General features: G+C 62.9%; 22 protein-coding genes. 12 read left to right on the top strand and 10 right to left on the bottom strand.

The window, feature by feature from the left end; genetic code table 11:
* Window positions 1-7: 7 nt before the first annotated feature.
* From C1M53_RS12265 to C1M53_RS12275, 3 genes are all read left to right on the top strand, one after another.
* Complete coding sequence (locus C1M53_RS12265; protein ID WP_129412498.1) at window positions 8-649, top strand: DUF480 domain-containing protein; 642 nt, start codon at window positions 8-10, stop codon at window positions 647-649.
* A gap of 2 nt (window positions 650-651) precedes the next feature.
* On the top strand, window positions 652-1758 hold the full coding sequence (locus C1M53_RS12270) for an NAD(P)-binding domain-containing protein (protein ID WP_129412499.1): 1107 nt from the start codon (window positions 652-654) through the stop codon (window positions 1756-1758).
* A gap of 158 nt (window positions 1759-1916) precedes the next feature.
* Window positions 1917-3470, top strand: coding sequence for an MFS transporter (locus tag C1M53_RS12275; protein WP_129412500.1), 1554 nt, complete (start codon window positions 1917-1919; stop codon window positions 3468-3470).
* Window positions 3471-3589: 119 nt separating this feature from the next.
* Here the strand turns inward: C1M53_RS12275 and C1M53_RS12280 are convergent, their stop codons facing one another.
* On the bottom strand, window positions 3590-4015 hold the full coding sequence (locus C1M53_RS12280; RefSeq protein ID WP_129412501.1) for an OsmC family protein: 426 nt from the start codon (window positions 4013-4015) through the stop codon (window positions 3590-3592).
* A gap of 268 nt (window positions 4016-4283) precedes the next feature.
* Between C1M53_RS12280 and C1M53_RS12285 the strand changes: the two genes are divergently transcribed.
* Entirely contained in the window at window positions 4284-4640 is a 357-nt protein-coding gene (locus tag C1M53_RS12285; RefSeq protein ID WP_129412502.1) for a YciI family protein, read from the top strand.
* 12 nt (window positions 4641-4652) lie between these two features.
* Here the strand turns inward: C1M53_RS12285 and C1M53_RS12290 are convergent, their stop codons facing one another.
* Together C1M53_RS12290 and C1M53_RS12295 are read right to left on the bottom strand one after the other, a co-directional pair.
* Window positions 4653-5135 carry a YbaK/EbsC family protein gene (locus C1M53_RS12290; RefSeq protein ID WP_129412503.1) on the bottom strand — a complete coding sequence of 161 codons (483 nt, stop codon included), beginning with the start codon at window positions 5133-5135 and terminating at the stop codon, window positions 4653-4655.
* A 92-nt stretch (window positions 5136-5227) separates the two neighbouring features.
* Complete coding sequence (locus tag C1M53_RS12295; protein ID WP_129412504.1) at window positions 5228-6481, bottom strand: ubiquinone biosynthesis hydroxylase; 1254 nt, start codon at window positions 6479-6481, stop codon at window positions 5228-5230.
* Between the two features lie 106 nt (window positions 6482-6587).
* Here C1M53_RS12295 and tesB point away from each other — a divergent pair, with 106 nt between their 5' ends.
* From tesB to C1M53_RS12325, 6 genes are all read left to right on the top strand, one after another.
* On the top strand, window positions 6588-7463 hold the full coding sequence (gene tesB, locus C1M53_RS12300; RefSeq protein ID WP_129412505.1) for an acyl-CoA thioesterase II: 876 nt from the start codon (window positions 6588-6590) through the stop codon (window positions 7461-7463).
* A 220-nt stretch (window positions 7464-7683) separates the two neighbouring features.
* The gene (locus tag C1M53_RS12305) at window positions 7684-8022 is read left to right on the top strand and encodes a P-II family nitrogen regulator (protein ID WP_129412506.1); all 339 of its coding nucleotides are present in this window, start codon (window positions 7684-7686) and stop codon (window positions 8020-8022) included.
* A 176-nt stretch (window positions 8023-8198) separates the two neighbouring features.
* Window positions 8199-9380, top strand: coding sequence for an ammonium transporter (locus C1M53_RS12310; protein ID WP_245488590.1), 1182 nt, complete (start codon window positions 8199-8201; stop codon window positions 9378-9380).
* 245 nt (window positions 9381-9625) lie between these two features.
* On the top strand, window positions 9626-12355 hold the full coding sequence (locus C1M53_RS12315) for a DNA translocase FtsK (RefSeq protein WP_129412508.1): 2730 nt from the start codon (window positions 9626-9628) through the stop codon (window positions 12353-12355).
* Between the two features lie 74 nt (window positions 12356-12429).
* Window positions 12430-13119: an outer membrane lipoprotein carrier protein LolA gene (locus C1M53_RS12320; RefSeq protein ID WP_129412509.1), complete on the top strand. Its 690-nt coding sequence runs from the start codon at window positions 12430-12432 to the stop codon at window positions 13117-13119.
* Between the two features lie 191 nt (window positions 13120-13310).
* Window positions 13311-14114 carry an exodeoxyribonuclease III gene (locus C1M53_RS12325; RefSeq protein WP_129412510.1) on the top strand — a complete coding sequence of 268 codons (804 nt, stop codon included), beginning with the start codon at window positions 13311-13313 and terminating at the stop codon, window positions 14112-14114.
* 3 nt (window positions 14115-14117) lie between these two features.
* On the opposite strand, the gene C1M53_RS12330 is transcribed toward C1M53_RS12325, so the two are convergent.
* The 3 genes from C1M53_RS12330 to C1M53_RS12340 form a co-directional block, all read right to left on the bottom strand.
* On the bottom strand, window positions 14118-14618 hold the full coding sequence (locus C1M53_RS12330) for a GNAT family protein (protein ID WP_129412511.1): 501 nt from the start codon (window positions 14616-14618) through the stop codon (window positions 14118-14120).
* A 113-nt stretch (window positions 14619-14731) separates the two neighbouring features.
* Complete coding sequence (locus tag C1M53_RS12335; protein WP_129412512.1) at window positions 14732-15187, bottom strand: cyclic nucleotide-binding domain-containing protein; 456 nt, start codon at window positions 15185-15187, stop codon at window positions 14732-14734.
* A gap of 239 nt (window positions 15188-15426) precedes the next feature.
* Window positions 15427-16110, bottom strand: coding sequence for a response regulator transcription factor (locus tag C1M53_RS12340; RefSeq protein WP_129412513.1), 684 nt, complete (start codon window positions 16108-16110; stop codon window positions 15427-15429).
* 95 nt (window positions 16111-16205) lie between these two features.
* On the opposite strand from C1M53_RS12340, the gene C1M53_RS12345 reads away from it, so the two are divergent.
* Window positions 16206-16802 carry a L,D-transpeptidase gene (locus C1M53_RS12345; protein ID WP_129416145.1) on the top strand — a complete coding sequence of 199 codons (597 nt, stop codon included), beginning with the start codon at window positions 16206-16208 and terminating at the stop codon, window positions 16800-16802.
* 79 nt (window positions 16803-16881) lie between these two features.
* On the opposite strand, the gene C1M53_RS12350 is transcribed toward C1M53_RS12345, so the two are convergent.
* A complete protein-coding gene (locus C1M53_RS12350; protein ID WP_129412514.1) occupies window positions 16882-17130 on the bottom strand; it encodes a hypothetical protein in 249 nt (82 codons plus the stop codon).
* Between the two features lie 134 nt (window positions 17131-17264).
* Between C1M53_RS12350 and C1M53_RS12355 the strand changes: the two genes are divergently transcribed.
* A complete protein-coding gene (locus C1M53_RS12355) occupies window positions 17265-18215 on the top strand; it encodes a LysR substrate-binding domain-containing protein (RefSeq protein WP_129412515.1) in 951 nt (316 codons plus the stop codon).
* A gap of 117 nt (window positions 18216-18332) precedes the next feature.
* On the opposite strand, the gene C1M53_RS12360 is transcribed toward C1M53_RS12355, so the two are convergent.
* From C1M53_RS12360 to C1M53_RS12370, 3 genes are read right to left on the bottom strand one after another with little or no spacing between them, the layout of a single operon-like run.
* A complete protein-coding gene (locus C1M53_RS12360) occupies window positions 18333-19028 on the bottom strand; it encodes a methyltransferase (protein WP_129412516.1) in 696 nt (231 codons plus the stop codon).
* Entirely contained in the window at window positions 18983-19408 is a 426-nt protein-coding gene (locus C1M53_RS12365) for an EVE domain-containing protein (protein ID WP_129412517.1), read from the bottom strand. The genes C1M53_RS12360 and C1M53_RS12365 overlap by 46 nt, the downstream gene beginning before the upstream one ends.
* 40 nt (window positions 19409-19448) lie before the next feature.
* On the bottom strand, window positions 19449-19745 hold the full coding sequence (locus C1M53_RS12370; RefSeq protein WP_129412518.1) for a YciI-like protein: 297 nt from the start codon (window positions 19743-19745) through the stop codon (window positions 19449-19451).
* Window positions 19746-19761 lie beyond the last annotated feature (16 nt).

Genomic DNA, 19761 nt, shown 5'->3' on the forward strand with positions numbered 1-19761 from the left:
AGCTCATATGACCGCAGAAGATCTCCCCCATCTCACTCCCGCCGAAGCGCGCGTCCTCGGTTGCCTGATCGAGAAGAAAGAGCTTACCCCCGACGTCTACCCGATGACGTCGAATGCACTGGTGGCCGCGGCCAACCAGAAGACCTCGCGCGATCCGGTGATGGCGCTGGAAATGGTCGAGATCATGCGGACGCTCGGCACGCTCCAGGCCAAGGGCCTTGTGCGTCAGCAATTCGCGTCGCGTGTCGAACGCTACGAACATCTGATGGCACAGAAGTTTTCGCTGACCCGCAATCAGAGCGCGCTGATAGGCCTGCTTCTGCTGCGCGGACCGCAGACGGTTTACGAGCTGCAGGCGCGCGCCGAGCGCATGGCCAGTTTCGCGGATGCCGATGCCGTGCGTGGCGAACTCGACATGCTGATCGGCCGCAGGCCGCCCCTGGTCAAGGAAATCGGGCGAGCGCCCGGCCAGCGCGAGGATCGTTTCGCGCACCTGCTTTCCGGTGATGTCGAGGTCAGTGCGGTGGTCGCGACCAGTCGCGCGCCGAGCGTCGCGACGTCAGCCGCATCGGAACTCGAGGAGCGCATCCGGCTTCTGGAAGAGGAAGTGGCGGCCCTCAAGGCCCGGCTCGATGCCGTGGGCGCATAGGCGTGGCCGAACCACAGGCCAACGCTTCGACAAACGTCAGCTTCAAGGTCGATATCGTCGTTATCGGCGCAGGGCAGGCAGGCCTTTCCTCGGCCTATCATCTCGGCAAGCTGGGCCTGGCGGTCGGTCGGCAGTTCCTTGTGCTGGACAGCAACCCAACGCCCGGTGGTGCCTGGCAGCATCGCTGGCCCTCGCTGACGCTCAGCACTATCAACCGGGTGCATGATCTGCCCGGCATGCAGTTCTCGGAGGCCGTCGACACCGGCGACGGAGCGGTCAAGGCATCGGTCGCCGTGCCGGAATATTTCGCCAGCTACGAGCGCAGGTTCAATCTGCCGGTCTACCGGCCGGTCACGGTCAAAGTCGTCTGCGATCGCTCCGGGCGATTGCGGATCGAGACGAGCCGCGAGACGTTTTCGGCGCGCGGCATCATCAACGCCACGGGGACCTGGGAAAACCCGGTCATTCCGGCCTATGCCGGCGCAGACCTGTTCCGGGGCCGGCAACTCCACAGCCACGACTATCGCGGCGCGGAGGAGTTCGCGGGAAAACATGTGATCGTGGTTGGCGGCGGCATTTCGGCGTTGCAGCATCTCGACGAAATTTCGCAGGTGACCAGCACGACCTGGGTTACCCGCCACGAACCGCAATTCCGGGAGCAGCCTTTCACGCCGGAAGATGGGCGCGCCGCGGTGGCCGCAGTCGAAGACAGGGTTCGACGTGGCCTGGTTCCCGGATCGGTGGTTTCCGTCACGGGCATTTCGCTGACGCCGGCCCTGCGCGCTGCCCGGGATCGCGGGGCGCTGAAGCGCCTGCCGATGTTCAGCGAGATCACCAGCGACGGCGTTCGCTGGCCCGACGGCTCCGTGCAGCCGGCCGACGTCATTCTCTGGGCGACGGGTTTCCTCAGCGCGCTCGATCATCTCGCGCCGCTGCAGCTGCGCGAAGACAATGGTGGGATCGTCATGGGTGGCCGGCTGGCGACGCGGGTTGAAAAGGATCCGCGCATCCATCTGGTCGGCTACGGTCCCTCGGCTTCCACCATTGGCGCCAATCGTGCCGGAGGTGCGGCGGCCCGCGAACTGGCCAGCCATCTTGGATTGATCTGAACAGCCGGCATCTCCACGGAACGTCACGGTTTCGATGGCGAGATGTGTCAGCAACGATTTGTCGTGCTCTTGAACCGGCTATCGGCGGTTCCTCTATTAGGGATCTGGCAAATACACGCTGCGCCGGCATCCTCGCCGTCGTCGGGATGGAGGGGTAAATGCCGAACCAGAAAGCGACACGCCGCGAATGGATCGGGCTGGTGGCACTCGCGCTGCCCTGCCTGCTCTACACGATGGACTTGACGGTGCTCAATCTCGCGGTGCCGCACCTTGTCGCCGACCTGAAGCCGAGCGCCGTGCAACTGCTCTGGATCGTCGACATCTATGGCTTCCTGATCGCCGGCTCGCTGATCACCATGGGCACGCTGGGCGACCGTATCGGCCGCCGCAAGGTCCTGCTGGCGGGTGCCGTTCTTTTTGGTGTCGCTTCCGTGATCGCCGCGTTTTCGACCTCGGCCGAGATGCTGATTGCGGCGCGGGCACTGCTCGGTATCGCCGGGGCGACCTTGGCGCCGTCGACGCTTTCGCTGATACGCAACATGTTCCATGATGCCGGCGAACGCACCTTTGCCATCTCGATATGGGCGACCAGCTACTCGGTGGGTGCCGCCATCGGTCCGCTGCTTGGTGGTGCGCTGCTCGAGTATTTCTGGTGGGGTTCGGTGTTCCTGCTGGCCGTTCCGGTCATGGTGTTGCTCTTGATCGTCGGGCCGATCCTGCTGCCCGAATACCGCGACCCCGGCGCGGGCAGGCTCGACGTCGCCAGCGCGGCGCTTTCGCTGGTGGCGGTGCTGGCCATGGTCTATGGGCTGAAGCAGATCGCCTCGGATGGTGTCGCCTGGCTGCCGATCGCAGCGATCCTGGCAGGCCTCGCCATCGGTGCAGCTTTCGTGGTGCGGCAGCGCCGCCTTGCCGATCCTCTGCTTGATCTCAGCCTGTTTCGCTCGCGTCCGTTCAGCGCTGCGCTGATCGTCAATGTCGTGGCTTGTTTTGTGGCTTTCGGATCTTTCGTCTTCACCGCCCAATATCTACAGCTGGTGATCGGGTTGTCGCCGCTGGAGGCGGGTCTGTGGACACTGCCGTCGTCCGTCGGATTCGTCGTTTCGTCCATGATGAGCTCATGGGTCGTTGCGCGCATTCCGGCGCCGCGCGTCATTGCGGTTGGCCTTGTTCTCGCGGCGCTTGCCTTCCTGTTGCTTACCCAGGTCGGCAACGGTCATCCGCTGACAATGGTGGTCGCATCAACCATCGTCATGTCGCTGGGACTTGGTCTCGTCTTTACGCTGACCACCGATCTGATCGTGGGCGCGGCACCGCCTGAACGTGCGGGTGCCGCCGGTGCGCTTTCGGAAACCGGTGCGGAATTCGGTGGTGTGCTGGGCATTGCCGTGCTCGGCAGCATCGGCATGGCGATCTATCGCGGGGCGATGGTGGGTGGAATACCGGCCGGTGTGCCGGAGGAGGCTGCGGAGACAGCGCGCGATACGCTGGGCGGCGCGGTTGCGATTGCACCGCAGCTGCCAAGCGGGCTCGCCGATGCGTTGCTGGCCGTGGCTCGCAGCGCCTTTACCAGCAGCTTCGAGGTGACCGCGACGATCTCGACGGTGCTGACCGTTGTCGCGGCCGTCGTGATGCTGTTGATGTTCCGCAAGGATGGCCCGACCAGGCCATCCGATGAGCCGCAACCGGCCGCCTTGCAGAAGGCCGCGTAGCTTAGAGCGGAACGCGATTACGTTGAATCGTCATCCCGCTCTCTGTTGGAGCATGATCCCGAAAACCGGTTCCCACTTTTCGGGATCATGCCCTAGGAAAGCAACGCGGCCTGTGGCGTTCAGGCGAGCTTGGCGTCGAGACCAACCTTGATGGCGCCAAGGGCGCGCGAAACCGGGCATTCCGCCTTGGCCTTGGTGGCCAGTTCCTGGAATTTGGCATCGTCGATGCCGGGAACGTCGGCAACCAGCGTGATGTTGCTCTCGGTGATGCCGGTGCCGGGGATGAGCTTTACCGCTGCCGTCGCCTCCAGCTTTGCGGCGGGTGTGCCGTTTTCGGCCAGGAAATGCGAAAGCTGCATGGCGTAGCAGCCGGCATGGGCAGCGGCGATCAGCTCTTCCGGGTTGGTACCGGATTTGCCGCTTTCGTCTTCGAAGCGCATCTTGAACGAATAGGGTGTGCCCTTGAGTGCGCCGCTCTGGGTGTCGATCGTGCCGCCACCTTCCTTCAGATTGCCTTTCCAGACGGCTGTTGCGGTGCGATCCATGGTCTTTCTCCTGCAGGATTGAAGGGGGAACTATAGCGCCGCAACCTGACAAGACCACAACATCCTTCTCCAGAGCGTTTCCGTTTTTTACGGAAACGCGGAAACGCTCCAAGTTTGTTTCGCCGCATTTCTGCAACGCCAAGTGATTCCACCTGGCGACAAAATGCTCTGGTGTCGAGAATCGTTGCGCCGGAATGTCGGTTCTGCACGGACTGGGCCGTCCTGCGGTCGGCGCCATGGCGGCGCACGCCACAAGGGGAAGTGAACGATGAAATATCTGTGCCTGGTCTACCATGAGGAAACGGCACTGCGGGCGCTGTCCGCTACAGATGCCAGAAAACTCGACGCCGACTCACTCGCTTACGACAGGCTGCTGGAAAACAGTGGCCATCTGCTCGCGGCCGAGGCGCTGCAGCCGGTGAAGACGGCAAAGGTGGTCCGCAAACGCAAGGGCAAGGTGCTGGTCACCGACGGTCCGTTCGCCGAAACCAAGGAGCAACTGCTCGGCTTTATCCTGATCGAAGCGGAAAATCTCGAAGAGGCGCTCGCGCTCGCCGCCGAAATCCCGTTGGCGGAAATGGGCACGATCGAGGTGCGGGCGATGTATCACATCCCCCAGCCGTAAGGCGACAAACCGTCAATCCTGCACTGCAGGCGCCGGCGCCTGACAGACATCGACCCACTCGGCATTGACGAGCGTCGCCATGCGTGTCGGGTCAAGCCGTACGGCGGCATTGGTGGCGCCAGCCGCAGGCACCACCTCGGCGAACGCCTTCAGCGAGATGTCGCAATAGACCGGCAATGGAGCGGGCAGGCCGAAAGGACATACGCCGCCGATCGGATGGCTGGTCAGGGCCACGACTTCCTCGGCTTCGAGCATGCGCGCCTTGCCACCGAAACGGTCCTTGAACTTGCGGTTGTCGAGCCGCGTGGTGCCGGCTGCAACCACCAGCATCGCCGTGTCGCCAACCCGAAGGCAGATTGTCTTGGCAATCTGGTCAGGCGCCACACCATGCGCCTCGGCAGCAAGCGCCACCGTTGCCGAGCTTGCTTCGGTAACGATGACATGAATGTCGGGGGCTTGGGCTGCGAAGAAGGCACGGACGGATTCGAGGCTCATATCCGGACCATAAGGGTGGCTTGCAGGGCAGGCAACCAGCCTGGTTGCCGGTTCAGGCGATCAGTCCGCAGATGCATTGGTCCTGAGGATGACTAGATCGCCTCTCCCTTCAGCAGGCGGGGCGTGCCATTCGCCAGGCCTGACGCCTGCCGGATGAAGAAATCCTTCAGCCGGGGCATCCGCTCGACCAGGCCGAGGCCAATATCGCGGACTGCGCGCAACGGCGCGATGTCGTTGGAGAATAGCCGGTTCAGCACATCGGTTGTGACACCCATCTGCATGGTGTCGAAACGACGCCATTGCTGGTAGCGCTCGAGCACGTCGAGCGCGCCGATGTCCTGGCCAAGCCGATCTGCCTCGACGATCACCTCGGCGAGGGCTGCAACATCCTTGAAGCCGAGGTTGAGCCCCTGTCCGGCGATCGGGTGGATACCGTGAGCGGCATCGCCTGCCAGGGCCAGGCGCGGCGCCACGAAAGCACGGGCAAGCGTAAGCCCGAGCGGCCAGGCGCGGGGTTTGTCCATTGCACGGATTTCGCCGAGCTTCAGGCCGAAACGCTGTTCCAGCTCCATCTCGAAGACAAGGTCGTCGCCACCGACAAGCTTGTCTGCATCCTCGGTGCGTTCCACCCAGACAATGGAAGAGCGATTGGTGCCGTCCTTGTCCGGCTTCAGCGGCAAGGTGGCGAAAGGTCCCGCCGGGAGGAAATGTTCCTCGGCGCGGCCGTTGTGCGGCCGTTCATGCGCCACGGTGCAGACGATGCCGGACTGGCCGTATTCCCATCGCACCGTCTTGATGCCGGCCATGTCGCGCAGCCTCGAATTGACGCCATCGGCCGCAACCAGCAAGCGCGTATTGAGGGTGGCGCCGTCGGCCAGATGAACGGTCAGGCCAGTGGTGCCGGTGTCGAAGGATTGCACGGCGACGCCTTCGATCAGGTCGATGCCCAGGCGCTCGCCCTGGCGGCGCAGCGCACCGTTGAGGTCACGGTTGGCGACCATATGGGCGAACGGTTCGCCGGGCGCGATTTCACCATCGAAGGTCAGGAAGGTCGGCCGTACCGGATCCGCGGTGCGCGAATCGGTGATGATCATCTCGGTGATGGCCTGTGCCTGTGGAGCAAGCTCGGTCCAGACGCCGAGCTGGTCGAGCATGCGGCATGCGGCGGCGGCAATGGCGGAGGCACGGCCGTCCTTCTGCCATACGCCGGCCGGAGCGGCATCGACGACGGCGATGCGCAGACTGGGGCGTGCCTGCTTGAGCGACACGGCGGCGGCGAGACCGACATAGCCGGCGCCGGCAACCAGCACGTCGAGCCGTGTGTTTTCCCCCGATCTTGCCGCCATTCCAGCCACCTTTCTCGCCCGGTCGTTCCAGGCGATACCCGTATTATGCCTTGACTGCCCGCCGCTGCTGTCCGAAACCGCGCCGACAATTGCGAGGAACGGACGCATGACGCAAGCCATGAACGAACTTCTTGGCATTCTCGACCTGGAGAAGCTGGAAGACAACCTGTTCCGAGGTCGCAGCCCCCAGACCGACTGGCAGCGCGTCTTCGGCGGCCAGACGATCGCGCAGGCGCTGGTGGCTGCGCAGCGTACGGTCGAGCCGGATCGGCATGTGCATTCGCTGCATGGCTATTTCATGCGGCCGGGCGACACGAAGCTGCCGATCATCTATGAGGTCGACCGCATTCGCGACGGCTCGTCCTTTACCACGCGGCGTGTGGTGGCGGTTCAGCACGGCCAGGCCATCTTTTCGCTGGAGGCTTCCTTCCAGCTGGACGAAGGCGGGCTCGAACACCAGATTCCGATGCCCCGCGATGTTCCGGAACCCGACACGCTGATGACGCAGCGCGACCTGCTGGAGAAATTCGGCGAGGCCGTGCCGGAAGGGATCAAGCGCTACTGGCAGCGCGAGCGTCCGATCGAGATGCGGCCGATCATGCTCAAGCACTACACCAGCCGCGAACGGCTGGAGCCGGAGCAGAACATCTGGATCCGAACAACGGGTCCGGTGCCGGACGATCGTGCGCTGCAGGCCGCGGTGCTGGCCTATCTGTCGGACATGACGCTGCTCGATACCTCGACCTTTGCGCACGGCCGGGCGATCTTCGATCGTGATATCCAGGCAGCCAGCCTGGATCACTCGATGTGGTTCCACCGCAGCCATCCGATCGACGACTGGATCCTCTACACGCAGGACAGCCCATCGACGCAGGGCGCCCGCGGCTTCACGCGCGGTTCGCTGTTTGCCCGCGATGGCACCCTGATAGCGTCTGTCGCGCAGGAAGGGTTGATCCGCCTGAAGCGGTCGCCTGCGGAATAGGCAATATTTCTTTTTTGCCTATAAAATAGGCATCGCGTAAGCGTGCATTGTGCGTCGATCTCGGTCGAAGCATGCGCATTTCCTTTTTTATCAAAGGCTTAAGCGTCCGTTTCGCCATTTGGCACGGAGCTTGAATTGCCGTGGGCACTCGCCGGCCCATGTCGAGGCCGGTGATGTCGCGTGGAACGCGGGGACCGCAACGAACAAAGGGCGAAACCTGATGAAGATCGTGATGGCTATCATCAAGCCGTTCAAGCTCGACGAGGTGCGCGAAGCGCTCACCGCCGTCGGGATCCAGGGTCTGACCGTTACCGAAGTCAAAGGCTACGGGCGTCAGAAGGGGCATACCGAAATCTATCGCGGAGCGGAGTACGCCGTCTCCTTCCTTCCGAAGATCAAGATCGAAGTCGCTGTCTCGACAGACCTCGTCGACAGGGCCGTCGAGGCGATCGCCAATGCCGCCAAGACCGGCCAGATCGGTGACGGCAAGGTCTTTGTCTTCGGCATCGACCAGGCCGTGCGTATCCGCACCGGCGAAACAGACACCGACGCGCTGTGAGCGGGTCACGCATCGTTATGGAGAGATCGATGAACAATCTTCCTAGCTTGAAGAGGGCGGCAATGCCGCTGGCCGCCCTGGCCAGCCTGCTTGCTGCAACTGCCGCCTATGCGCAGGAAGCGGCACCTGCCGCCGCCGCTCCCGCACCAACGCTCGACACTGGCAACACCGCCTGGATGCTGACCTCCACGGCGCTGGTGCTGATGATGACCATTCCGGGGCTTGCCCTGTTCTACGCCGGCATGGTGCGCAAGAAGAACCTGCTCGCCACGGTGATGCAAAGCTTTGCGATCTGCTGTCTGGTCACCGTGCTGTGGTTCGTTGCCGGCTATTCACTGGCATTCTCGGATGGCGGGTCGCTCAACGCCTATGTCGGCGGCTTTTCCAAGGTCCTGTTCCAGGGCATCACGGTCTCGTCGCTGTGGGCGCCAGGCGTGGCCAACATCCCCGAATTCGTCTTCGCGATGTTCCAGATGACCTTCGCCATCATCACGCCGGCGCTGATCGCCGGCGCCTTCGCCGAGCGCATGAAATTCTCGGCGCTGCTGCTGTTCAGCGGCCTCTGGCTGCTGGTCGTTTATGCGCCGGTCGCCCACTGGGTCTGGGGCGGTGGCTTCCTCGGTTCGGCCGGCGTGCTCGATTTTGCCGGTGGCACCGTGGTGCATATCAATGCCGGTGTCGCTGGTCTCGTCTGTGCGCTGGTGCTCGGCAAGCGCGAGGGCTACGGCTCGGTCAACATGGCGCCCTACAATCTCGTCTACGCGGTGATCGGCGCCGCGCTGCTGTGGGTCGGCTGGTTCGGCTTCAACGCTGGTTCCGAGCTCGCTGCCGACGGCCTTGCCGGTGCTGCCATGGTCAACACGCAGGTAGCTGCGGCGGCCGCCGGCCTCGCCTGGATGTTCACCGAATGGCTGGTCGCCAAGAAGCCGTCGGTGCTCGGCATCATCTCGGGCGTTGTCGCCGGCCTCGTCGCGGTGACGCCGGCTTCAGGCTTCGTCAATCCGACCGGTGCCTTCGTCATCGGCATCGCCGCGGGCATCATCTGTTACTTCGCGGCCGTGAAGATCAAGCACGCGCTTGGTTATGACGATTCGCTCGACGCCTTCGGCGTGCATGGCATCGGCGGCATCGTCGGCGCACTGCTCACCGGTGTCTTCGCCGATCCCGCCATCAACGCGCTCGGCAAGGATGCAAGCGTGCTGAAGCAGCTCTACGGCATCGTCTTCACCATCGTCTGGGCCGCCGTCGCCACCTTCGTGATCCTCTATGTGGTCAAGGCACTGGTCGGATTGCGGCCGAGCAAGCAGGAAGAGATCGAAGGGTTGGACGTCACCCAGCACGGCGAGGTGGTGCAGTAGGCGCCATTCGCGGAGCCTTCGCTTCAAAACAAGATCCCGTCGTGAGCTGCTGCGAACGCTCTCACGCGACCTGGGCCCGGAGAGATCCGGGCCCTTTTTTGTCTGGTGGCAACTGTGCCGCCATGAAACATCAAGCCGTGCCCGCATAGTTAATGCCGCCTTAACCATCGCCTCGATAGTCTGGGTTTCGAATCTGCCGGAGTGCGTCCCGCATCCGGCCCAGGCAACGACAGACGGGGAAATGCATGCGTTCAGGGGCATCGGCACCGCTCGCGATGACTGGCACCGGGCACGGCTTCCAGGCGTTCCTGCGACGCCAGGCCGGCCGGCTTGTCGGCGGCGCGCTGTTCGTTTTCGTTGCTTTCGGCGTGGCTGCGCTGGCGACCTGGAACGTTGCCGATCCCTCTTTCTCGCATGCCACCGACAATCCGGTGACCAACGCGATGGGATATCCGGGGGCAGTCTTCTCCGACCTTGCCACCCAGTTCCTTGGCCTTTCCGCCGTCGCCGCGCTGGTCCCGGCCGTGATCTGGGGTTTCCTGCTGTTCTCCGCCCGCGGCGTCGACAAGATGCCGCGCCGTGGCGTCTCCTGGTTTGGCTTCGCCCTGCTCGCCGCAGCCATGGCGGGCTGCGTCGTGCCACCCAAGACCTGGCCGTTGCCGAGCGGTCTCGGTGGAGTCTTCGGCGACATGGTGCTGAAGGTGCCGGGGCTGTTCCTGGGCGGATATCCGACCGGTGTCGCTGCCAGCGTCATCGCCGTCTTGCTGGCCGCTCCAGCACTCTGGCTGTTCGCCTACGGCGCGGCCCTGATTTCCCGCACCAACGGCTTTGCCGTCATCGACGAGCCCGAGCCGAAGCGCCGCGAGAAGGAAGAAGACCGCGACGCCATCCTGTTCGAGAATGAAGACGATGACGACGACAATGGCGGGCTGCTGGCGCTTGGCGCCGTCACCCACTGGTGGCTGTCGTTCCGCGCCTGGCTGCATCGCCGTGCCGCAGCCCGCCGGCGCGAAGAGGAAGGCGAGTTCGATTTCGCCGAAATGCCGTCGCGCGAGAGCGCCTGGCGGCGCGCCGCCGAACGTGTGGAAACGGCTGAACTCGCCGAAGCCCGCATGAGCTCGAGCGGCCGCGCCCGCGTCGAACCCGAGTTCTTCGCGGCGATGGTCAAGGACCGCCATCCAACGGTCGATCCCGCCGTCGCCTCGTTCGAGGCGGATGATTTCGACAATGGCGATTTCGGCGAGGCCGATTTCGACCGCGACGAGGACGATTATCCCTATGATCAGCCCGCAGGCTCGCCGCGGGCGGGGTCGCAGGCCGGATCCAACACCCAGGTGCGCAATTTCCGCTCCGATGCCGCGACACGCGTCGAGGCGCCGGCGCCCCGGCCGACCCAGGGTGCACGCGTTCAGCGGGAGGCCCAGACCTCGCTGATCGCCTCCAGCAGTTTCGAGATGCCGTCGCTGCATTTCCTGTCCGAGCCGAAGAGCGTCGCTCGCGACCCCAGCCTGTCCAAGGACGCGCTGGAGCAGAATGCGCGCTTGCTCGAAGGCGTGCTGGAAGACTTCGGCGTCAAGGGCGAGATTATCCATGTCCGGCCCGGTCCCGTGGTCACACTCTACGAACTCGAGCCGGCGCCCGGCATCAAGTCGAGCCGTGTCATCGGTCTGGCCGACGACATTGCCCGTTCGATGAGCGCGATCGCGGCCCGCGTCGCCGTCGTGCCCGGCCGTAACGCCATCGGCATCGAGCTGCCAAATGCAAAGCGCGAGATGGTCTATCTGCGCGAGATCCTGGCCAGCCGCGATTTCGAGGACAGCAAGGCCAAGCTTGCGCTTGCGCTCGGCAAGACCATCAATGGCGAGCCTGTCATCGTCGACATCGCCAAGATGCCGCACGTGCTGGTGGCCGGTACCACGGGTTCCGGCAAGTCGGTGGCCATCAACACCATGATCCTGTCGCTGCTCTACCGGTTGAAGCCGGAAGAATGCCGCCTGATCATGATCGATCCTAAGATGCTGGAACTTTCCGTCTATGACGGCATTCCGCACCTGCTCACCCCTGTCGTCACCGACCCGAAGAAGGCCGTCGTCGCACTGAAATGGACAGTGCGCGAGATGGAGGACCGCTACCGCAAGATGTCCAAGGTCGGTGTGCGCAACATCGACGGCTTCAACCAGCGCGTCACGCAGGCGGACAAGAAGGGCGAGAAGATCTCGCGTACCGTGCAGACCGGCTTCGACCGCCAGACCGGTGAAGCAATCTATGAGACGGAAGATCTCGATCTCGAGCCGATGCCCTATATCGTCGTCATCATCGACGAAATGGCAGACCTGATGATGGTCGCCGGCAAGGACATCGAGGGCGCCGTGCAACGCCTGGCGCAGATGGCGCGCGCCGCCGGCATCCACGTCATCATGGCGACGCAGCGTCCGTCCGTCGACGTCATCACCGGCACGATCAAGGCGAATTTCCCGACCCGTATCTCCTTCCAGGTGACGTCGAAGATCGACAGCCGCACCATCCTCGGCGAACAGGGTGCGGAACAGCTGCTCGGCATGGGCGACATGCTCTACATGGCCGGCGGTGGCCGCATCCAGCGCGTGCACGGTCCCTTCGTGGCCGATGACGAGGTCGAGAAAGTGGTGCAGCACCTGAAGCTGCAGGGCGTTCCTGAATATCTCGATGCGATCACCGAAGACGACGAGGACAGCGATGATGAGCCGTCAGGTCGTGCTGGTTCTGGCGGCGGCAACAGCAATCTCGATGATTCCGACGATCCGTACGACCAGGCGGTGGCCGTGGTGCTGCGTGACGGCAAGGCATCGACCAGCTACATCCAGCGCCGTCTCGGCATCGGCTACAATCGTGCCGCCTCGATCATCGAGCGGATGGAGCAGGAAGGTATCGTCGGTGCGGCCAACCACGCCGGCAAACGCGAAATCCTGGTGCCGACGGAAGAAGACAAGTTCTGACGACAGGGATGGTCAAACTAAAGCCCAACTGAGGGTCCATCACCTTCCCGAACAACGATACGAGAGTAGGCGGCATGAAAGACGATCTTTTCGCAGCGACAGCCGGTCTTGCCCTGACGCGGCGGCGGTTGCTCGGGCTTGGCCTGATGGTGGTGGGTGCCGCCGCGGCCAACGCCGTGCCGGTCTTCATGCCCGTAGCTGCTGCCCAGGCCGCTGTTCCGCCTGCTGCCCAGAAGATCGCCGATCACTTCTCGGCCGTGAAGTCGATGACAGGCGAATTCGTGCAGTTCGGTCCGAAAGGCGAGCAGACCGGCGGCAAGTTCTTCATGGAGCGTCCGGGCAAGATTCGCTTCAACTACGATGGCGCCAACAATTTCAAGGTGATCTCGGACGGCGAATCGGTGGTGCTGCTCAACAAGAAGCTGCAGACATCCGATCTCTACCCGCTTTCGAAGACACCGCTGAAACTTCTGCTCGAAGACAGGATCGACCTCTCCGGCGACCGCGTGAAGAACGTGAAGGAAGAAGAGGATCTCACCACGATCAAGCTGTCGGACAAGCAGGTGTTTGGAAACTCGACCATCACCATGATGTTCGATCCGAAGACCTATGAACTGCGCCAGTGGACCATCACCGACGCGCAGGGCAAGGACACGACGGTGATGATCTTCAACACCAGGGAAGGCGTTTCCTTCGCGCCGGATACGTTCAAGATCGACTACACCGCCAATCGTGAGCTCAATGCCAAGAAGGGCCTGCGCTAAGGCCAGTAGCGGCAGTTGCGTTTCGACTGCCGCCCTCTGCCAAACTCCCTGTGGAAATTCGGTGCACCACGCCCGTGCCGAGCGCGCCGTCTTGTTTTTCCGAACCCGGGCTGGCAGGTTCCGCGCACATTCATCGCATTGATGCCTTCGCTTGAGCCCGCCGGCTTGACGGGCACGGGTTCGGAACACGCATGGCTTTTACCCTGGCAACCTGGAACATAAACTCGGTCCGGCTGCGCATGCCACTGGTCGAGCAACTGATCGACGAGCGCAATCCCGACATCATCTGCCTGCAGGAAACCAAATGTCCGGACGACCTGTTTCCGGTGAACGCGTTCCGCAAGCTGGGCTACGAGCACATCGCAATCCACGGCCAGAAGGGCTACCACGGCGTCGCCACCGTCGCGCGACGGCCGATCGAGATCGTGGAAAGACGCCGCTTCTGCGAGATCGAGGACAGCCGGCATATCTCGGTGCGGTTCGAGGCCGACGGCAGGAAGATCGTATTGCATAATTTCTATGTGCCGGCCGGTGGCGACGAACCGGATCCGTCAATCAACCCGAAATTCCGGCACAAGCTCGATTTCGTGCAGGAGATGAACAGTGTTCGCGCGGACGAAAGCGACGGCGCAGGCTCGATCCTGGTCGGGGATCTCAACGTCGCCCCGCTCGAACATGACGTGTGGTCGCACAAGCAGCTGCTCAACGTCGTCAGCCATACGCCGGTCGAGACAGAGAGTTTCGAGGCGATGCGCAAGCAAGGCGCCTGGGCCGACCTGATGCGTCTCAATGTGCCCGCTGAACAGAAGATCTATACTTGGTGGAGCTATCGCGCCGCTGACTGGCAGGCCTCGGATCGAGGCCGCCGGCTCGATCATATCTGGTCCTCGAACAATCTCGTGCCGGCTTTCACCGGGTATGAGATCCTGCGCGCGGCGCGCGGCTGGGAGCGCCCGTCCGACCATGTGCCGGTAATCGCCCGGTTCGATCTCTGAGGACTATTCCGGCGGTTGGCTGCGGGTCCAATCGGGGCGCAGCAGCGACATCACCAGTTCGTCGCGATATTCGCCACCGAAATAGGCGCTGCCGCGCGAAATGCCTTCGGCCTGGAAGCCGATCGCCTCATACATGCGCCGGGCGCGCAGATTATCCGGGAACAAGCCGATGACGAGACGATGGACATCGGTCTCTTGAAACGCGCGGGCGACAACGGCGGCGAGCAGGCGCCGCCCCTGGCCCTGGCCCGGACTGACGACCGCAACGCGACGCACCAGTGTCGTGCGTTCGAGCGCATTCCAGAACCGCAGCAGGACGAAGCCGATCGGCGCAGGGCCGTCATAGCCGATGAAATAAGCGTGACTGCCGTCGACAAAAGCAGCTCGGTGCCGCGGTTCCTCCCAGCGACCGACAAGCCGGTCATAGCCGTCCAGCCGCTCGGTGGCCATGATGAAGGCCAGATCGTCGGCACTGCCGCGAACGAGGTGAAAAGTCGTGCTCATGGGCGTTTCCGTCAGATGGCCCGCTCTATCTCTTTCGTGTGGCACGATCTTGTCGGAGAGGTCTGCGATCTCTGCGTCGCCAAAGTTCGGTTCCCACTTGGCTACAAAATGCTTTAGCCGCCAAAGCGCGGTGCCAGTTCTTCGATCCGCTCGATCAGGGCCTGGAGCTCCTCGACGATGCGCTGGTGCAATTGTACGGCGAGGTCGGGATATTCCTCGAGAATGCGCCGGAACATCTTGCGGTTGAGGCGCAGAACCTGCGAATCGATGGCCGCGGAAGCGCTGGTCAGGCGTTTGGTATCGGCGATCAACGCCAGCTCACCCAGGATTGCGCCGGGTCCGGCGGTGCTGATGACGACATGATTGCTGTCGGCTTCGCGGTAAAGAGCGATGCGGCCGCTGATCACGACATAGGCCGAGTCGGCCTCATCCTCTTCGCGGTAGAGCTTCCTGTCCGCCGGCAGCGTGGTGGTCTCGGCGCCGAAGGCGAGCAGGCGCAACTGTTCCGGCGTGAAGCCCTCGAAGAGCCTCACGGCGGACAGGATGCGGATGTCGTCATCCAGCGCCATCAGTTATGTCCCCGGACCGACAGGTCGTTCCCTCCGTTGTGCGACCCCACCCAAATCGCCATCCGGCCAACTACACTTAATTGACCAATAATATAGAGCCTTTAACAGAATCTGTTCGGACAGGGGAGCGGTTCGAGAAAAGGCGGCTTGCCGGATGCTCACAAGGAAACGGCCGGGAAAATCCCGACCGTCGGGAAACAGACGCTTCAGCCCCGCTTTCGGCAAGGCGATGGGGTCGTTCAGGGAACCAGCTTGTAGCCACCGCTTTCGGTGACAAGGATCGCCGCATTCGACGGATCGTGTTCGATCTTCTGGCGCAGGCGGTAGACGTGGGTTTCCAGCGTGTGGGTGGTGACGCCCGAATTGTACCCCCAGACCTCTTCCAGCAGCACATCGCGCGTTACGACCTTCTGCTCGGCACGATAGAGGTACTTGATGATGGAGGCCTCCTTTTCGGTGAGCCTCACCTTGCCGCCGCGCTGGTCGATCAGAAGCTTCTGGCTTGGCTTGAAAGTGTAAGGGCCGACCGTGAAGGTGGCATCCTCGCTTTGCTCGTGCTGGCGCAGCTGCGCGCGGATGCGCGCAAGCAGAACCGCAAAGCGGAACGGTTTGGTGACGTAGTCGTTTGCGCCGGCTTCCAGGCCGAGGATCGTGTCGGAATCCGTATCATGTCCCGTCAGCATGATGATCGGCGCCTTGTAGCCACCCTTGCGCAGGATCTTCACCGCCTCGCGGCCGTCCATGTCCGGCAGGCCGACGTCCATGATCAAAAGGTCGATCATACCGCTCCGCGCTGTCGCGACGCCTTTTGCTGCACTGGTTTCCTGCAGGACGTCGAATTCCTCATAAAGCGACAATTGCTCTGCCAGCGTGGTGCGGAGGTCTTCGTCGTCGTCGACAACAAGGATGGTGCGTGAAGTCATGGATCAATCCGTTGTTTCAAAATTACAAAATGATAGGTGTGTCGTCGACCGGCATCCGTGTATGCGGATATTGTCGCCTTAAACAGCCGATCACGGTGATTTGTTCCATGACGCCATCATATCCGAAAAACCGTGTGCGCAATGGGGCAGGACGATCCTTGCGCACAGGTCTTCGGACCCTGGTCGTTCGGGCTCGGCCGGGGGACGGTACCAAGGGGCTTTTGCAGGCGGGAAGGCTCGTGTTTTCCTGCGCACTCGGCAGAGGCGGGATTTCATCGAACAAGCGCGAAGGCGATGGCGCGACGCCCCTTGCGGCGATGCGCATTCTCTCGGGGTACTTCCGCAACGACCAGTTTTCCGGCGGGCGGCGTACGCGGCTTGCGATGGCACCGATTGCTCCGGATCTCGGCTGGTGCGAGGTTCCCGATGACCGCAACTACAACCGGCCCGTCAGGATTCCCTACGGCGCCAGCCACGAGCGCATGAAGCGGGACGACCGGCTCTACGATGCTTGCCTGGTGCTCGACTGGAATATCGCACCGCGCCGCCGCGGGCGCGGCAGCGCGATTTTCTTCCATCTCGCACGGCCTGGTTTCACGCCGACACAGGGTTGTGTGGCCGTGACTGCGCGGACCATGTCACGGCTGCTGCCGCTGCTCTCAGACCGGACCGTGGTGAAGGTGGTACGCTGAGCGATCGCTCCTGGGTTCAGCGCCATTCCGGGAACAAGGAACTGGAGCGTTTCGACGTTTCCGCAAAAACGGAAACGCCCTAGCGACGCCTCTGATGGTGCGGCGCCTGCCAGCCGAGATCGAGCAGACCAAGGCGCTGCGGGGCTTCGGTGACGGTACGGGCGACATCTTCCCGACGCAGCCCGACGTCACGCAGGTAGGCGTCCGAAAGCGCTTCGGCGTTCTGCAGCGGCAGCGATGCGGCGATACGAGCCTGGCGCAACCAATCCAGCACGGGCTGGATGCGGCTCGGCCGCAGCGGCCGGGATTTCATGACAATGGCGGACATGACCAGATTCTTTCAAAACAGCGAAGCTTAAGCTCTGCTTGGCAATTTTCGACTGATCCCAGTATCCCGCATTGAAACGCAAGGGGGAAACGAGTAGTTCTTGGCGGATCATCAAGGGGCGCTTGAAGATAACCATGTCCCGCCTGCTGCCTGGAACCCGTGCCTTGCGGACGCTGGAGGCTGCCGGCCGGCATCTCAATTTCACCCGCGCAGCCGACGAACTCGGGCTGACGCCGGCGGCGGTCAGCTACCAGATCAAGGAAATCGAGGATCAGCTCGGCCTGATCCTGTTCACGCGCACGAGCCGCAGCATTCGCCTGACCGAAGCCGGGCTCGCGCTGGTGGATGCGTCGGCGGATGCGCTCGAAACACTGAATCGCGCGGTGACCAAGGCAAAAAAACTTTCCCGCGGGGCGGCACAGTTGAAGGTCACCGCCAGCGCCGAATTCGCCACACGCTGGTTGCTGCGCCGTGTCGATGGCTTCCGCAAACTGTATCCCGATATCGATCTGCGTTTCGACATCACCTATGACGTCCGGGATTTCGACCGGGATGACGTCGACATCGGCGTTCGCTTCGGAACCGGCAAATACCCGGGGCTTCGTGCCGAGCGGCTGTTCGAAAACGTCATCATTCCGGTCTGCAGTCCCGAATTGCTGCGCCAGGGGCCGCCGCTCAACGAACCGCGCGACCTGCTCAAGCACACGCTGGTTCATATCGAGTGGGTACGCCAGGGCATCGTCTGGCCGAACTGGCGCATGTGGATGGCCGCGGCCGGGGTCGAGGACTTCGATGACAGCCGCACCGTGGTGATGACGACCTCGACCGATGCCATTGCCGCAGCGGCCGGCGGCAATGTCGTGGCGCTGGCCGATTTCGCCATGGTCGCCAACGATCTGTCGGAGGGCCGCCTGGTGCGGCCGTTCGAACTCGGCATCAAGGTGCCGCCGGAATTCGCCTATTTCCTGGTCTATCCGGAGGCTTCGGCGCAGGATGCGCGGATCATCGCCTTCAAGGACTGGATCCTGGCGGAAGCGCATGCGCCGCTGGTCGACGCTGCGCCACGGCCATGGGATGATTTCTAGAGCAATTCCAGGAAAAGCGTGCAACGGTTTTCCGCCCGGAATTGCGTAAAAACAAAGAGCTAGAGCGTTTCCACGTTTCCGCTAAAAACGGAAACGCTCTAGCGGGCTGCTGGCCGGTCAAGCGAAGCGCCAGACGGTGGTGCGCTTGATCTCGGCATCCTCCAATGCGCGCGTGACCGGCACTTCATAGGTCGCCAGCCGTTCAAGGCCGGTCCTGGGCAGATAGGCGCGGCCGGGATCGCCGATGAGGATATCGGTCCCACGAGCCTTCAGCGTGGAGAACCACGGCAGCAATCGGTCGGCAAAGGGCTTTTCGTAGAAGACGTCGCCGGCAAGCACCACGTCCCAGCCGCTGTCGATGCCGACCTGATCCTGGCTGTTGAAGCCAATCGTCACGCCGTTGGCCACGGCATTGAGACGGATCGCTGTCTCGCAGAACGGGTCGATATCGGCTGCTTCGGCCGATGCCGCACCGGCTTTCATCGCCGCGATGGCGACGAGGCCCGAGCCCGAAGCAAAATCCAGCACGCGGCGGCCGCTAACGATCTCCGGGTGGTCGAGCACATAGCGCGCCAGACCCTGTCCGCCAGCCCAGGCGAATGCCCAGAAGGGTGGCGGCAGGCCGATCTCGGCCAGTTCTTCCTCGGTACGTCGCCACAGATCATGTGCCTCGTCGGCAAGGCGCAGCGTGATTTCGCGCACATGCGGCGGCGCCATCGGCGCGGTGTTATCGAGGATGAAGCGCTCGGCGGTTTGCGGTGTCAGCGTCACGGCGCGGGGTTGAGACCGCCCATGCGACAGACTTCCTTCCATTCCTCAGGCGTCACCGGCTGCACCGACAGGCGACCGAGCCTGACCAGTGCCATTTCCGAAAGCTTCGGATTGTTCTTGATGTCGGCCAGCGTCGGCGGCGTCGGCACATCGCGAACCGCGCGGATGTCGACGCACTCCCAGCGCGGATCGTCGGTCGTCGTGTCGTGGTGTGCCAGAGCGCAGACCTCGGCGATGCCGACGATGTTGAGCCCCTCGTTGGAGTGGTAGAAGAAACCGAGATCGCCGACCTGCATCGCCTTCATGTTGTTGCGGGCGGCATAGTTGCGAACGCCGTCCCATTGCGTGCCGGCCTTGCCTTTCTCCTTCAGCATGTCGAAAGAGAATTTGAACGGTTCGGATTTGAAGAGCCAATAGTTCATCGTGGTCCCTCTGGTGCCTGGAAATAAGGTTTCCGCCGTCTCAGGCTTCGGCCGGCTTGTTGAACACCCAATTCCACGGCTTGACGTCGACGCTCTCGAAGAGACCCGCCTTGGCGTAGGGGTCGGCTGTGGCCAGCGCCTCGGCAGCGGCAAGGTCGATGGCTTCGATGACGACAAGGCTGCCATTCGGCTTGCCGTCGGCGTCGAGGAAGGGGCCGGCAAAGGCAAGCTTCTTGTCGGCGTTCAGTCCGTTGAGGAAGTTGACGTGATCAGGGCGCGCGTCGAGGCGCACCTGGAGGTGACCGGGTTTGTCCTTGCAGATCAGCGCAAACAGCATCGTGCGTCCTCAATCG

The sequence above is a fragment of the Mesorhizobium sp. Pch-S genome, assembly GCF_004136315.1.
GTDB lineage: Bacteria > Pseudomonadota > Alphaproteobacteria > Rhizobiales > Rhizobiaceae > Mesorhizobium.